This window comes from Melghiribacillus thermohalophilus (assembly GCF_004342905.1).
Classification (GTDB): Bacteria; Bacillota; Bacilli; order Bacillales; family Alkalibacillaceae; genus Melghiribacillus; species Melghiribacillus thermohalophilus.
This window is the reverse complement of the sequence record NZ_SMAN01000015.1, coordinates 60,087-74,770: the sequence shown is the minus strand read 5'-3', so window position 1 is coordinate 74,770 and position 14,684 is coordinate 60,087. Positions and strand designations below refer to the sequence as shown.

Annotated in this window: 19 protein-coding genes and 1 riboswitch; of the genes, 14 read left to right on the top strand and 5 right to left on the bottom strand. The window is 43.1% G+C overall.

The window, feature by feature from the left end; all coding sequences use genetic code 11:
- Nucleotides 1-170: 170 nt before the first annotated feature.
- Nucleotides 171-341: a hypothetical protein gene (locus EDD68_RS15270; protein ID WP_165902149.1), complete on the bottom strand. Its 171-nt coding sequence runs from the start codon at nucleotides 339-341 to the stop codon at nucleotides 171-173.
- A 292-nt stretch (nucleotides 342-633) separates the two neighbouring features.
- Here EDD68_RS15270 and EDD68_RS10800 point away from each other — a divergent pair, with 292 nt between their 5' ends.
- The 5 genes from EDD68_RS10800 to EDD68_RS10780 all read left to right on the top strand — a co-directional run bounded on the left by EDD68_RS10800 (nucleotide 634) and on the right by EDD68_RS10780 (nucleotide 5,170).
- Entirely contained in the window at nucleotides 634-2,100 is a 1,467-nt protein-coding gene (locus EDD68_RS10800) for a methyl-accepting chemotaxis protein (RefSeq protein ID WP_132372298.1), read from the top strand.
- Between the two features lie 15 nt (nucleotides 2,101-2,115).
- Nucleotides 2,116-2,613 (top strand): GNAT family N-acetyltransferase, encoded by a 498-nt coding sequence (locus EDD68_RS10795; protein ID WP_132372297.1) that lies wholly within the window; start codon nucleotides 2,116-2,118, stop codon nucleotides 2,611-2,613.
- Between the two features lie 189 nt (nucleotides 2,614-2,802).
- Nucleotides 2,803-2,946, top strand: a complete 144-nt coding sequence (locus EDD68_RS10790) for a cytochrome c oxidase subunit 2A (RefSeq protein WP_243646841.1) — start codon at nucleotides 2,803-2,805, stop codon at nucleotides 2,944-2,946.
- A gap of 22 nt (nucleotides 2,947-2,968) precedes the next feature.
- A complete protein-coding gene (locus EDD68_RS10785) occupies nucleotides 2,969-3,460 on the top strand; it encodes a cytochrome c oxidase subunit II (protein WP_132372295.1) in 492 nt (163 codons plus the stop codon).
- A 15-nt stretch (nucleotides 3,461-3,475) separates the two neighbouring features.
- A complete protein-coding gene (locus EDD68_RS10780) occupies nucleotides 3,476-5,170 on the top strand; it encodes a b(o/a)3-type cytochrome-c oxidase subunit 1 (protein WP_132372294.1) in 1,695 nt (564 codons plus the stop codon).
- Nucleotides 5,171-5,250: 80 nt separating this feature from the next.
- Here EDD68_RS10780 and EDD68_RS10775 read toward each other — a convergent pair whose 3' ends face one another.
- Genes EDD68_RS10775 through EDD68_RS10760 form a run of 4 tightly spaced genes read right to left on the bottom strand, consistent with a single transcriptional unit; the run spans nucleotide 5,251 to nucleotide 8,448 of the window.
- Nucleotides 5,251-6,393 carry a bifunctional cystathionine gamma-lyase/homocysteine desulfhydrase gene (locus tag EDD68_RS10775; protein ID WP_132372293.1) on the bottom strand — a complete coding sequence of 381 codons (1,143 nt, stop codon included), beginning with the start codon at nucleotides 6,391-6,393 and terminating at the stop codon, nucleotides 5,251-5,253.
- A 13-nt stretch (nucleotides 6,394-6,406) separates the two neighbouring features.
- Nucleotides 6,407-7,330 (bottom strand): PLP-dependent cysteine synthase family protein, encoded by a 924-nt coding sequence (locus EDD68_RS10770; RefSeq protein WP_132372292.1) that lies wholly within the window; start codon nucleotides 7,328-7,330, stop codon nucleotides 6,407-6,409.
- Nucleotides 7,330-7,794, bottom strand: a complete 465-nt coding sequence (locus EDD68_RS10765; protein ID WP_132372291.1) for an S-ribosylhomocysteine lyase — start codon at nucleotides 7,792-7,794, stop codon at nucleotides 7,330-7,332. Before EDD68_RS10765 ends, EDD68_RS10770 begins: the two co-directional genes overlap by 1 nt.
- Nucleotides 7,795-7,812: 18 nt before the next feature.
- A complete protein-coding gene (locus EDD68_RS10760) occupies nucleotides 7,813-8,448 on the bottom strand; it encodes a class I SAM-dependent methyltransferase (protein ID WP_132372290.1) in 636 nt (211 codons plus the stop codon).
- Between the two features lie 212 nt (nucleotides 8,449-8,660).
- On the opposite strand from EDD68_RS10760, the gene EDD68_RS15265 reads away from it, so the two are divergent.
- The 9 genes from EDD68_RS15265 (at nucleotide 8,661) to EDD68_RS10720 (ending at nucleotide 14,679) form a co-directional block, all read left to right on the top strand.
- The gene (locus tag EDD68_RS15265) at nucleotides 8,661-8,855 is read left to right on the top strand and encodes a hypothetical protein (RefSeq protein ID WP_165902148.1); all 195 of its coding nucleotides are present in this window, start codon (nucleotides 8,661-8,663) and stop codon (nucleotides 8,853-8,855) included.
- Nucleotides 8,840-9,412 (top strand): sulfurtransferase TusA family protein, encoded by a 573-nt coding sequence (locus EDD68_RS10755; protein WP_132372289.1) that lies wholly within the window; start codon nucleotides 8,840-8,842, stop codon nucleotides 9,410-9,412. Before EDD68_RS15265 ends, EDD68_RS10755 begins: the two co-directional genes overlap by 16 nt.
- Nucleotides 9,413-9,425: 13 nt before the next feature.
- A complete protein-coding gene (locus EDD68_RS10750; protein ID WP_132372288.1) occupies nucleotides 9,426-9,818 on the top strand; it encodes a DsrE/DsrF/DrsH-like family protein in 393 nt (130 codons plus the stop codon).
- Between the two features lie 70 nt (nucleotides 9,819-9,888).
- Nucleotides 9,889-9,994, top strand: a riboswitch (TPP riboswitch).
- A 165-nt stretch (nucleotides 9,995-10,159) separates the two neighbouring features.
- Entirely contained in the window at nucleotides 10,160-10,870 is a 711-nt protein-coding gene (gene tenA, locus EDD68_RS10745; protein WP_132372287.1) for a thiaminase II, read from the top strand.
- Nucleotides 10,867-11,643, top strand: a complete 777-nt coding sequence (locus EDD68_RS10740) for a thiazole synthase (protein ID WP_132372286.1) — start codon at nucleotides 10,867-10,869, stop codon at nucleotides 11,641-11,643. The genes tenA and EDD68_RS10740 overlap by 4 nt, the downstream gene beginning before the upstream one ends.
- 41 nt (nucleotides 11,644-11,684) lie before the next feature.
- Nucleotides 11,685-12,809: a 2-iminoacetate synthase ThiH gene (gene thiH, locus EDD68_RS10735; protein WP_132372285.1), complete on the top strand. Its 1,125-nt coding sequence runs from the start codon at nucleotides 11,685-11,687 to the stop codon at nucleotides 12,807-12,809.
- Complete coding sequence (locus EDD68_RS10730) at nucleotides 12,809-13,447, top strand: thiamine phosphate synthase (RefSeq protein WP_132372284.1); 639 nt, start codon at nucleotides 12,809-12,811, stop codon at nucleotides 13,445-13,447. The genes thiH and EDD68_RS10730 overlap by 1 nt, the downstream gene beginning before the upstream one ends.
- A complete protein-coding gene (gene thiS, locus EDD68_RS10725; RefSeq protein ID WP_132372283.1) occupies nucleotides 13,431-13,634 on the top strand; it encodes a sulfur carrier protein ThiS in 204 nt (67 codons plus the stop codon). Before EDD68_RS10730 ends, thiS begins: the two co-directional genes overlap by 17 nt.
- 1 nt (nucleotide 13,635) lies before the next feature.
- Nucleotides 13,636-14,679 (top strand): MoeB/ThiF family adenylyltransferase, encoded by a 1,044-nt coding sequence (locus EDD68_RS10720; RefSeq protein WP_132372282.1) that lies wholly within the window; start codon nucleotides 13,636-13,638, stop codon nucleotides 14,677-14,679.
- Nucleotides 14,680-14,684: the final 5 nt, after the last annotated feature.

Here is a 14,684-nt window from a genome sequence, read left to right as displayed (position 1 = left end):
TAACCTCCTGTTTCTTATTATTCGCAATTACGATTGTAAGAAACAGAAGGTTATTATTTGGGCATCATTATTCGGCTGCTTCTTGGAATAGTCATCATTCCTTACTTCACCCGCTTTTTTTCAACTTCTTTTATAAGAACATATTCGCTGATTAAGAACATGAGATCACCTCACAAAATTTTGGATTTTATTTCTCGGTTCATTCGCAATTGATCTAGACTATCACGGGACTGTTCATTTTTTTTAGAATGATGAACAAAATCATGATGATTTTCAGCCTCTTTGGCCTTGTTTTTATGTTCAACAATCATCTGCTCCAGTTCATACTGATTAACCGTCATTCAACTTCACTCCTTTTTTTATCTGTACATCTCATCGGTTATTTTTCAGACATTTCCTTCTCTTCGGTAACCTCGACCATTTTCATCACCTGCTTTTTATGTGTTGCTTTCATTATAGCCTTGAACCCCCTGGGCTATAACGGCAGCCAGCATGAATGTTCATCAGACCATAGACGGATTTATCGCTAGGACTTTATCATTGCAAACCGTAAACAACTTTCGAGTCGGGACGATAAATAGTATATAAATATATTTTTAATCATCTAAATTTTCAAAATGGGGGAAAGGTAAAATGAATGCGAAAGAAAAAATGGAACTGGAAAATTTCCGGTCAAAAAATCAGCTCATGTTTATACTGCTTATTGTTTCAACGGTTCTGGCAACCATCGTCGACATTGTGATCCAGCGGCCGCTTGAGATTATCCTAACCATTGCTATCGGCGGAAGTGTGATCACTGCTTCATTTGGACTTCTTCATTATTTCAGAAAAGGAACTAAGATTCTCCCCTACTACGGGATTATCGGACTGACTCTTCTCTTATCTGCGATCATGTTTTTAAATCCCGGTGTGCAAAATATTGCTCTTCTGTATTTATTGTTGGCCATGTCTGCTCTTTATCTTGAACGTCCGATTTTATGGACAGGAATTGGATTAAGCGCTTTACTATTAATTGCATACCCCTTCATCATTCCATCTCTGGAGTTAAAGCTTTCAAATGCTTTGCTTGTATTTGCTTTAACCGCTATGGTACTGATTTTACAGGAACGGATATCTGCTAAATTCCATAAACAGATTCAGCAGCTGCAGGATGATGTATCGAAAAATCTAGAAAAAGAACAACATCAAAGAAGAAATATCGAAGAACAAACCGGCGTCATTCGCAGCAGCATGAAAAGCATCGAAAGCCAGTCTTCAGCCAGTCACCAGTCTTATCAAGAAATGAATGAAGCGATTCAAGAGGTGGCATCTGGAACCCAGTCCCAGACAGAATCCATTGACCATATCAGGAAATCGGTTGAAAATACCAATAGGCGGATTAAAGAAATGCTTGACAGTGCTGTAACTATCCTTTCTCAGACAGACCAGTCTGCCGCCAGTGTAGAACAGGGACGCATCCATTCCGAAACACTGAAAACCAATCTGGAACATTTTCAAGAGTCCCTTTACCAAATGGCAAGTGATTTTAAAATATTAAGCAAAAATATAGACGAATCGGTAAAATTTCTATCGTCTATTCAGGAAATCACTGAACAGACCAACCTGCTTGCTCTCAATGCATCTATTGAAGCTGCCCGTGCCGGAGAACAGGGAAAAGGATTTGCTGTTGTAGCAGATGAAATTCGAAAACTCGCGGAAACGACAGAAAAAACCGCAAAAGATATTTCTCAAAAACTCAACGGAGTCAAAAATTATAACGAAGAGACAGAAGAACAGATGGCTATGATTGCCGAGCAGATGGAGGAAAATATGAAAGTCACAGAAAACACGGCAACCATTTTTTATGACATAGATACATCAATGAAAAATTTAACATCCATGATTCACTCATTTGAACATTTGGCGAAACAAATCGGAGCAGATACTCACTCTATCGAAACGTCAGTCAATGAATTTGCTGCCGTCCTTGAACAGTCCACTGCTTCTCTTGAAGAAATAACAGCGACCGTTCAGAATCATGTAAACCAGAACAGGGAATTAAATCTGGAAATACATAAAACAAACCAGGCCTTAAACAACCTGTTGATTGAAGATAAATAGAAAGAAGGAGTAAACATGAACATTCGTCACGTATGTGAGCAAGACGACCAGATGCTTGCTGATTTGATTCTTCGGATAGAAAAAGAATCCGATTTTATGCTTTATGAAGGCGGAGAAAGATCTCTGGATGCACGGGGAATAAACCAAAAAATAAAAACTGTACAATCTCAGGAAAACTCTACGATTATAGTTGCAGAAGATGATTCGAAACTGATCGGTTATGTCATGGCAATGGGAGGTCTCGCCCGAAGAAATCGTCATTCCGCCTATCTCGTGGCAGGTCTATTGAAGGATTATCGGAACAAAGGAATTGGAACAAAAATGTTTCAGACATTGCTCAGCTGGGCTCAGAAGAAAGGATTGCACCGGCTGGAACTCACCGTAATTGCCCATAATGACGCTGCCATAGCCCTTTATAAAAAAATGGGGTTTAAAGTAGAGGGGGTTAAGAGAGACTCGCTATGGATAAGTGGGAAGTATGTGGATGAATATTATATGGCCAGATTGCTTTAGAAAATCATGAACAGGGTTGCTGCGTAAACGCAGCAACCCTTTATTATTTTTTAGGAGAGATGAATCCGACAATCTTTTATATTTTGAATCTGTTTGTGCCGAATCTTTCTTAATTCAAACATGGAATGAAACAACAATGGAATAAAAAGCAATCTAGTTGCTCATATTAGCTATTGAGGAGGGATGAATATGGTAACAAAAGATGATCTGGGAAGAAGTTCTCCGGATAAAGATGAAGATTTAAAGGGTACTTTTGTTTCAGTACTGATCATTGGCGCCATTATTCTGGTGTTCTGGATTACCCTTTTCTCCATATTTTTAAGTCGGATGTAGAAGAAAGACAGGAGGGATTACTATGGATATGCCCCGCTATGAGCGGATATGGATGAATATTGGCATTGGATCACTTATTATTTTCTTAATTATTTTAGGTATATTAGCTTTTGGCATGGGGATCCATCCCCCGGACAGTTTAGAACAAACAGCCAATCCAGAAACCATTGATATATATCCGCCCTTTGATCAGCCGGGTGTATATCAAACTGGTCCAAATGAGTATGAAGTGATTATGACCTCGTTTATCTTTAGTTATGAACCAAGAGAAATCCGAGTCCCACTGGGAGCAAAAATTCATTTCAAAGCAACTTCTAAAGATGTCGTCCACGGTCTTTACGTGCCGAATACGAATATCAATCTCATGCTTGTTCCCGGACATGTCACCGAGTATACATACACCTTTGATGAACCCGGTGAGCATCTTTTTTTATGCCACGAATACTGCGGTACCGGGCACCAGTTGATGCAAGGAAGAATTATCGTTTATGATCCCGAAAATACAAGCACCTGAAAGGAAGGATAATTCATGGTAAATACGAAACGCGGATTTGGAAGTAGTCTTGTTCCCCTTTCCGATTTTTCCTTTGAGGAACCCGATCGCAAGCTGATCTTATATCACCTTGGTTTTGCTTTTTTTGTCCTGTTTTTGGGTATCCTTGCCGGACTGTTTCAGACCCTTCAGCGCGCCGGGTTAATCACGCTTCCGGTTCAGCTGGGTTATTATCAACTACTGACAGCACACGGCGTATTGCTGGCACTGGTATTTACGACCATATTCATCATTGGTTTTCTTTACTCTGGTGTAGCAAAAACAATGGACGGCCGTCTTGTTCCTGCAGCCAGAGTTCTCGGATGGATCGGCTATATCATGATGGTTATCGGATCCATTATGGCTACCTATGCCATTTTAGTAAATGAAGCAACTGTATTATACACGTTTTACGCACCTTTAAAAGCGTCGCCCACTTTTTACTTCGGCTTAGCCCTTCTTGTTGTTGGAAGCTGGATTAGCGGAGCAGGGATTTTCACCAATTACGGTTCATGGCGAAAACGGAACAAAGGGAAGGAGTCTCCCCTATTTGCATTTATGGCTGTTGCGATTATGATTCTATGGATCCATGCTTCTCTATTTGTGGCTATTGAGGTCGTTTTCCAGTTGATTCCATGGTCACTTGGTCTTGTAGAACGGGTGGATGTAACATTAAGCCGTACGCTTTTCTGGTATTTTGGTCATGCCCTCGTTTATTTCTGGCTGCTTCCAGCCTATGTGTACTGGTATGTCAATATTCCAAAGATCGTAGGCGGGAAAATTTTAAGCAGTGCCCTTCCCCGCTTAACCTTCTTATTGTTTATCCTTTTCTCTATACCCGTAGGGTTCCACCATCAGTTAAACGAGCCGGGAATTGAGTCATTCTGGAAATATCTTCAGGTTGTTCTGACGATGGCGGTGATTGTCCCATCTCTGTTAACGGCTTTTTCACTGATTGGAACGTTTGAATTAGCCGGAAGGGAAAAGGGAGCAAAAGGACTCTTTGGCTGGGTAAAAAAATTGCCTTATGGAGATGCCCGTTTCTTTGCCCCTTTTGTTGCTATGGTGATCTTTATCGTCGGTGGTGCAGGAGGAGTGGTACTGGCAAGCTATCAGATGAATTCAACCGTTCATAATACGTGGTTTGTCACCGGACATTTCCATATGACCCTGGCATCATCCGTAGTACTTACCTTTTTCGGGATTTCGATCTGGCTCATTCCGGTGCTGTCCAAACGGAAGTTAACCCCTTTTATGAATCGTCTGGGTATTATTCAGGCCATCATCTGGGCAGCTGGCATGGTTCTTTTATCCGGGACCATGCATATTGTTGGCTTATTAGGAGCACCAAGAAGATCCAGTTTTTCAACTTACGGCGACCATGAAGTCGCGTTAGGATGGATTCCGTACTATTATGTAATTGCTGTTGGCGGTGCTCTATTAACCATCGCTATGCTGCTGTTTGTTTATATGGCGTTTCATCTTATGTTTATTGCTCCCAGAACAGATCGAGTCATTGAATATCCCATTGGCGAAGTTTATGAAAAAGCGCAGCGTCCGCCAAAAATTCTGGAAAGATGGTCGGTATGGGTTGGGCTGTCCATACTTTTGTCAATTATTGCCTATGCCGTTCCTATTATTGATATGATTCAGCATTCACCGCCTGGTTCTCTTCCTTATGAACCCTGGTGATTCCTATAAAAAGGAGGAGACTGAAGGGAATGCATCCCTTCTCCTCCTGCTTTTTCAATTCTAAAAACTGTTTTTTCCCCTCAGCTAACTGAATGTAGTGCCTGTTCCAGATCCTCTATAAGATCTCTTATATCTTCCAGACCAACAGATAAACGGATCAGACCATCGGTGATGCCCAGCTCCTCTCTGCGTTCTTTTGGTATAGAGGCGTGGGTCATTTTTGCCGGCACGGATATCAGACTTTCCACCGCTCCGAGGCTTTCAGCGAGAGTAAAATAACGCACCTTTTTCAGTACCTGTTCTGCCCGTTCGCCGTTTCCTACATCAAAGGAGAGCATACCTCCGAAACCTTTTGCCTGGGACGCGTGGACATCATGGCCCGGATGTTCCCTCAGGCCCGGATAATAAATCTTATTCACAAGAGGATGATGTTGCAAAAATTCAACCAACTCTCTCGTATTAGACTCGATTTCCTCCATTCGAACCCCCAGTGTTCGGATACCACGAATAAGATAGTATGAATCCTGAGGTCCAAGGATGCCACCTGTCGAATTTTGAATAAAATGAAGGTCTTCTCCAATTTTCTGATCTTTCACGGCCACTAAACCAGCAACCACATCACTGTGTCCTCCAAGATATTTGGTAGCACTATGAACAACGATATCTGCTCCGTTTTCCAGCGGGTTCTGCCAGTAAGGGGTACTGAACGTATTATCCACAATAAGCAAAAGATTGTGCTTGCGTGCCAGATCAGCAGCTTTTCTCAGGTCGGTGATTTTTAGCAGAGGGTTAGTCGGCGTTTCCACATAAATCGCCTTTGTTTCAGGACGAATAGCTTTTTGAATATTTTCTACGGAACTGGTGTCCACAAAGGAAACATCCAGCTGAAACCTGTTCATGACCCTGGCCGTCAACCTGTACGTACCGCCATAGACATCATCCGTCATGACAATATGATCTCCAGCTGAAAACAGCATAAAAATTGATGTGATGGCCGACATCCCGGAAGAAAAGGCAAATCCCCGAACACCGCCTTCCAGATCTTTAATCAGTTCTTCAAGGGCATGTCTGGTAGGATTGCCTGTCCGGGAATATTCGTACCCCCTGTGGTTACCTGCTCCATCCTGTTTATAAGTGCTCACCTGATAAATGGGGACGGTGACAGCACCTGTGGAAGGATCCCCACTGATTCCCCCATGAATCAGTCTCGTCTTTTTTCTCATATTCCATCGCTCCTTAAAACGTTTTTTCATAGATGTTTTTGCTTAAATACCGTTCGCTCGAATCTGGAAAAACCGTGACTATATTCGTTCCCGGTCTGGCTTTTTCGGCTTCGCGAAGACAGGCTTCAAATACAGCACCTGAAGAACTCCCAACAAGAAGACCACATTTCCGAGCAAGTTCCTTCAGCCGCTGAAAAGCTGCTGTATCAGAAACCGTATAAATATCATCAAAATAGGATGGATCCATATAATCCGGCAAAAATTCCATACCGATTCCTTCAGTGTCATGAGGACCAGGCTCACCGCCGTTTAGTATAGAGCCCTCAGGCTCAACGATGATTGTTTTTATTGACGGATTCCTCTCTTTTAAATATCGTGCTGTTCCCATAAAAGTGCCGCCGGTTCCGGCACCGGCGACGAAAATATCCACCCGACCGTTCAAATCATCCATGATTTCAGGGCCAAGGGTTTCATAATAGGTCATTGGGTTAGCGGGATTAGCAAACTGGTGGGGACAATAGGAATCAGGGATTGCTTTCAGAAGCTGCTTTGCCTTTTTGATAGCTCCTGACATCCCCTCTTCCGCAGGTGTATGAATCACTTTTGCTCCCAGCGCACGCATTAATGTCTGTTTTTCCTGACTGAATGTTTCCGGAGTGACAAAGATCACATCAATGCCCCATCCGATGGCTGCCAGTGCCAGGCCAATCCCGGTGTTCCCTGCTGTGGGTTCGATCAGGGTTCCGCCATTCTTCAGCTTACCTGTATGAAGCGCATGTTCCAGTAGTTTCTTCCCGAGCCGATCCTTGATGCTTCCTCCGGGATTAAAATACTCCAGCTTTGCAAAAATACGTACACCATCAGGTAGAGGGAACTCTGTGATTTCGATCATCGGCGTTTGCCCAATCAGTTCCTGAACACTTTTGACGTATGCCATTATGCAAATACCTCTGTCCATTCATTTCGTTTTTTCAGCATGTTGCGGGCCAGCTCTTTCGCGCCCTCCAGGCTGTGGCTGGCAGCAAAACCGCACTGCACTTCATTACAGGCTGGCACTTCGTCGGCTTCCAGTACATCCTTCAGCGTAGTTTCCAGAAGCTCCAGCACCCGGTTATAGTCCGAATCATTGATCAGCGAGAGATAAAATCCGGTCTGACAGCCCATGGGACTCAGGTCTACGACGCCGTCATGATGATTGCGGCTGAATTCCGCCATCATATGTTCCAGCGAATGAAGCGCAGGCATTTTCATATGTTCCTTATTGGGCTGGCAAAAGCGAATGTCGTATTTATAAATCACATCACCATGTTTTCCTTCTGTTTTTCCCGCCAGGCGCACATAGGGCGCTTTCACTTTTGTATGGTCGAGGTTAAAGCTTTCTACATTCATGTTTTTTGTCATTCAAAATCACTCCCTGAATTATTTTTTAGTGGCATCCATCAGCCACACATATTTATTAAGCTGCTGAAAAAATATGTGAAACCCGCAATTGCGGAACAATTTTTCCAGCACTGGAAGAGTTGTGTAGTATTCCGTTTTTAAGTCCCTGGCCAGATTGTGGTACTGATTTTCTTCTGCTCTCTGAATCATGTATGTTTTGTGATCGTCACTTACAAACGCGGTGTCTGCAAACACGAGTTTCCCTCCAGATGGAAGGATGTTTCCATACCGTCGAAGGGCTTTTTCCTTTTCCTGATCCGTCAAGTGATGAAAGGCATAGGTGCTGACAATGCCATTCACTGAATTAACTTCAGGGAAATGGAGGAAATCCCCCTGATATATTTCAAAATCAGAAATTTTTTCCTTTGCTTTTTCTATCATTTTAACAGAAGGTTCAATCGCCTTCACCTGACATCCTGATTCCAGTAATTTTAATGTCAGGTTTCCTGTGCCTGGCCCAAATTCAAGAACTGTTCCCTTTACCCTTCTGGATACCTCATTGAGTATCCGATCATAATCGTGAAACACTTCACGGTATTCCCGGTCTTTACCCTGAACGGTCCGGTCATATGAATCTGACCATTCATTAAACAGATCAATAAACTCCGTCCCCATACACCCAGCCTCCTAATACCAATAATTCCGATATATTTAGTATGTTTTACGGCGTTTCAATTTTATCATATTCTCACAGAAAGAAAAAGTGTTTTCTAATCATACATAGATACCATTATTTTTAGATCAAAGATACTCTCTTAACGTTTTGCACTATTTTTTCATCAAAACAATTTCTGAACGATAGAGAATCTCTGAGAACATTTTCTGATATGATCAGACGTGAAAGTGAGGAGATTGAAATGGATCAAAAAACACAATTTTTCAATCAGTGGGCCAAAACCTATGACGACGATGTCCAGACTGTCGGCGGGCCGTTTGTGGGCTATGAACAGACGCTTAACATAGCTGCTTTTCAGGTGAAATCACTGATGCAAGAGGGAGGATCTCCATGCAAGTTACAGTAAACAGGGTAGTGGACTGTAAAGGATTAACATGTCCCATGCCAGTTATCCGTACAAAAAAGGAAATCAACAATCTTGAACCGGGGGAAGTCATGGAAATTCAGGCCACCGATAAAGGTTCAAAAGCTGACTTAAAAGCCTGGTCAGAAAGTACCGGACACGAATACATCGGTTCCATTGAAGAAGGGGAAATCATTAAGCACTATATCCGCAAAGTTAGCCAGGAAGAACAAAAAACGGAAACCAAACATGGAGAAGTTGTCAGCCTTGATGAATTGCTGCAAAACCTTAAAGGGGAAGAAAAGATCACGGTTCTGGATGTGCGTGAGCCGGCTGAATACGCATTTGGCCACATTCCTGGTGCCATCAATATTCCTTTAGGAGAACTGGAAGAACGCTTTGAAGAGTTAAATCAAGAAGAACCGATTCATGTTATTTGCCGGACAGGCAATCGAAGTGATCTGGCTGCACAAAAATTAACAGAAAAGGGATTTCATCATGTAAAAAATGTTGTGCCTGGAATGAACGACTGGAAAGGACCAACCGAAAAAACGAAATAAGGAGGAAAATCGTTTGACAAAAGTAGCCATTATTGCATCAAATGGTGGCTTATTTGATGCATATAAAGTGTTTAACATCGCAACAGCAGCTGCATCTATTGATGCCGAAGTCGGTATATTCTTTACCTTTGAAGGACTCAACCTCATTCACAAAGATGCCCACAAAAAATTGCCTATGCCAGCCGGCACGGAACATTTTCAGGAAGGCTTCCAGAGAGCTAATGTTCCTCCGATTGAGGAGCTTGTCAGCATGGCAAAGGAACTGGATGTGAAAATGATAGCCTGTCAAATGACTATGGATGTAATGAACCTGGAAAAGGAACAGTTCGTGGAAGGAACCGATGTTGGTGGTGCAGCTACATTTTTAAACTTCGCCAGGGATGCGAACATCACCTTAACATTTTGATCATCTAAAAAACCCTTGCGATTTTTCCAATTATGATGTATGGTAAAAATGAAAAGCGAATAAAGGATTTTCTTTCCACTAGGGGTGCGCTTTTGAAGCGCTGAGAGAGACACCTGTCTCAACCCTCACAACCTGATCTAGTTCGTACTAGCGTAGGGAAGTGGAAGGGTTCGGATATACGTAAATATCTCCTTTTCTACTCATGACGTATCATCAGACTGAACCACTTCCATACCTGGAAGTGGTTTTTTTATTCCATAATCCCCGGATACGGTCCTCCTCTCTCTCAACCTGCGGAAAGAAATCCAATCTATATACCATTTCAAAAAGGAGTTGTTGATATGACATTTGCAGATCATTTGAAAGAAGAGGCTGCATCCTATTGGGAAGCCAGTTACCGTCACCCTTTTGTTACCGGGATTGCGGACGGGAGTTTACCTCTGACAAATTTTCGCTACTATGTACTGCAAGACTCCTATTATCTAAACCAGTTTGCCAGAGTTCAGTCGCTGGGTGGGGCCAGAAGTGAGGATTTTTATACGACCTTTCGGATGGCTCAGCACGCCTGTGGAACCTATGAAGCCGAACATAAACTTCACGAAAAATTTACAAAGCTATTGAACATTACGGATGAAGAAAAAACGAACTTTCGTCCATCACCGACAGCTTATGCCTACACTTCACATTTGTTCAGAGCGGCTTACAACGGTCATCTCGGAAATATCATCGCTGCTATTCTTCCCTGCTACTGGCTCTATTATGATATCGGCATTCGATTTCAAGGGGCCAGACCAGAAGAACCGATTTACCAGGAATGGATTCAAACGTATGGAACGAAATGGTTTAAAAAACTTGTAGACGAACAAATAGTTCGTTTGAATGTCATTGCCGAACAGACAGGAGAAAACGAACGGAGACGCATGAAAGAAAACTTCCTGATCAGCAGCTATTATGAACTTCAATTCTGGGAAATGGCGTACAGACTGGAAAATTGGAATTCTTCTATAATGCCAGAGCCGGTCAGTTCTGGAAACGAGGTTGATCCATCATGAATGAACAGTGGACGGTTGGAGATAAAACCTTAACTAGTCGACTTTTTGTAGGGACGGGTAAATTTTCGGATCACCAGGTGATGAAAAAGGCGATTCTTTCCTCGAATGCAGAAGTGGTCACGGTTGCCCTTCGACGTGTAAATCTGAATGAAGAAGATCCCTATATCTTAAATGACATCCCCGGTCATGTGCAGCTTATGCCAAATACTTCAGGAGCCAGAAATGCAGAAGAAGCCATACGGATTGCCCGTCTGGCAAAAGCCAGTGGTTTAGGAAATTGGATAAAAATCGAAGTCATCCCCGATCAGAAATATTTGCTTCCAGATAACTATGAGACGATTAAAGCTACAAAAGCACTGGTTCAAGAAGGATTTGAGGTGTTTCCATATATGAATCCTGATCTGCTGGCAGGAAAAGCATTACAGGATGCGGGTGCCGCTGCCGTTATGCCCCTCGGCGCTCCGATTGGTTCCAATCGAGGCATTCGTCTGAAAGAGATGATTCAAATCATGATTGATGAACTGGAAGTGCCCATCATTGTTGATGCAGGAATCGGGAGGCCTTCTGATGCAGCTGAAGCAATGGAAATGGGGGCAGATGCTGTACTGGTTAACACGGCGATTGCCACTGCAAAAAATCCAGTACAAATGGCTCAGGCTTTTCATGAAGCCGTTGTTGCAGGACGTCGGGGCTATGTTGCGGGTATCGGTCCAACCTCACAAATGGCTAATGCATCATCACCACTCACCGGATTTTTACATTCATCGAATTAAATGGCCCGGGCGCAACTCTGTCCGGTTAAGGAGGTATTTTTTTGAGTTTCTTTGACGTATATACGGATTTAAAACATCTTCCCTTTGAAGAAATGTTTATGCAAATTCAACCTGCGGACGTGGAACAGGTGCTGGCCAGGACAAGGCCATTACATCATGAGGATTTTCTCGTTCTCCTCTCCCCTGCTGCCGAAGGGTATCTGGAAGAAATGGCTCAGAAAGCCCATCAGCTGACCGTACAGCACTTTGGACGAACCATGCAGCTGTTTCTTCCCCTTTATATATCAGACTATTGTGTGAACAAATGCAAGTATTGCAGTTTTAGTTTCGACCATGTATTTCCCCGAACAAAGTTGACTCTTGATGATATCGAGAAAGAAGCGAAAGCAATCAAAGACAAGGGCATTGAACATATCATCCTGCTCACTGGCGAATCCCGAATTCACGCACCTGTTGAATATTTAAATGAAGCAACGCAACTTCTGGCTAATTATTTTTCTTCTATTTCACTTGAGGTGCAGCCGTTACAAACTGAAGAATACAAAACGCTGATTCGATCAGGGTGTGATGGATTGACGGTGTATCAGGAAGTTTACAATGAAAATATTTACAAGGACATACACGTGAAAGGGCCAAAGCGGAATTACCGATTCAGGCTGGACACACCTGAACGGGGATGTATGGCAGGAATGAGAAGTGTCAATATTGGTGCTCTTCTCGGACTTGATGATTGGCGAAAAGAAGTATTTTTTACAGGGGTGCATGCCCAATATTTACAAAAAAAGTATCTGGATACAGAAATCAGTGTATCTTTTCCGCGTTTGAAGCCCCACCTGGGCAGTTTCCAGCCAAATGTACATGTAACAGATCGAAACCTTGTACAATCGATCCTTGCTTATCGCCTGTTTATGCCGCGGTCAGGGATTACCCTATCCACCAGGGAATCGCCACAGCTCAGGAACCACCTCATTCCTCTCGGTGTAACGAAAATGTCTGCTGAATCTTCAACAACGGTCGGGGGATATGCTAAAGCAAGCAGCGGGAAAAACAGTCAGTTTGAACTGTCTGACGGCCGATCGGTGGAAGAAATAAAACAATTGCTCAAAGAAAAGGGATATTGGCCGGTCATAAAAGACTGGGAAATGCTCAGTGAGGAGATCTGGTGATGTGCAGGGGCATTCACCTTATATCTAACGATCAATGGAACTCAAATGAACTCGTCACTCTATTCCGGGACATTCATCCATATATCCACTTTATCCATATACGGGAAAAACAAAAATCTCCCCTGACGGTATTTCGTATGATTGAGCGGATCATTGAAGAAGGGGTTCCCGCAGACAAAATCATCATCAATGACAGAGCAGATCTGGCCTTAGTATCCGGGACAAAGGGAGTCCATTTAGGAGAACGTTCTCTTCCGGTTGAAGCAGTTAAACAATCGTTTCCAGAATTTATGATCGGGCGTTCTGTCCATGACCTCAACGGGGCGAGAAAAGGTGTTCACTCCCAAGCTGATTATATCGTTTACGGCCATGTGTTTCCGACCATGAGCAAATCCGGTTTAAAAGCAAAAGGAATAGACGCCCTGAAAGAAATTGTGCAAGCTGTTTCCATTCCCGTCATTCCTGTGGGCGGGATCAAACCTGACCATATTGAGCAAATTTCCCGAACAGGGGCAGCTGGCCTGGCGGTAATGTCCGGGATTTTTGATGCCAGTCATCCTTTAAAAGCATCCCGTGATTATTTTGAAGCCTATCAGACATTTTTTGAAAGGAGAGATGATGATGAAGCTGATGATTAATGGCCAGGAAAAGTCTGTTCCGCATCACTTGCAAACTATTTTGGATCTCCTTCAGGAACTGAACCTCGATCCCGGATTCATCATTGTAGAAAAAAACGGCGAAATACTTGATAAAAATACATTTACATCTACACCTGTTCAAAATGGCGACAGGCTGGAGCTCGTAAAATTTGTCGGAGGTGGGTGAGATGGAGCAAACCAATTGGGGAAGTTTGAAACGCTTCTCCCGGCAGATCTTGTTTTCCCCCATCGGGGTGAAAGGACAAAAAAGATTGCGGAATAAACATGTTTTGATCATCGGTGCTGGAGCCCTGGGATCTGGAAATGCCGAAATGCTTGTCCGATCTGGTGCAGGAAAGGTCACCATTGCAGACCGGGATTATGTAGAAGAGAGTAACCTACAGCGCCAGCAGCTATATACCGAAAGTGATGCTGCACAATCATTACCGAAAGCTGTTGCTGCTGAAAAACGACTGAAGCAAATCAACAGTTCCACCGAGATTTCAGGTGTAGTGGCCGATGTAACCCCGGAAGTGCTGGAACGTTTTTCCGATGTGGATCTCATCATAGATGCTACCGATAATTTTGATATTCGTTTCCTAATCAATGATTTCTGCCAAAAACAGAACATTCCATGGATTTATGGAGCGTGCCTGGGAGCTTATGGAATTTCCTGTAATATCATCCCTGGTAAGACCCCGTGTTTAGCATGTTTGCTTGATCAAATCCCCTTAACCGGGGCGACCTGTGATTCAGAAGGAATCATCGCCCCCGTTGTTCAAATGGTGACTGCCGTACAAACGGCCGAAGCATTAAAAATTCTGACAGAAAACCGGGCTGCAATACGAAATACTCTTATTTGTTTTGATCTCTGGAACAATGAACATAGTGAGATCGCCATTGAACCATTAAAACAGGATTCCTGTTTAAGCTGCGGGAGAAAACGCGCTTATCCTCATCTCGATTTTCAACTTCAGACGAAAGCAGCTGTTTTATGTGGAAGAGATACGGTCCAAATCAGATCTGGAGTTCATCAAACTATGAATCTGGAACAATGGGAATCTCACTTTCAGGGTCTTGGCTTTACAACCAAACGAAATCCCTATTTATTATCTGTACAGTTAGAAGAACCTTACCGGATTGTCTGTTTTCAGGATGGCCGTGTATTGGTTCATGGAACAAATCGTATCGAGACAGCCAAAAACGTATATTACCGTTACTTTGGAGCCTAAATCAG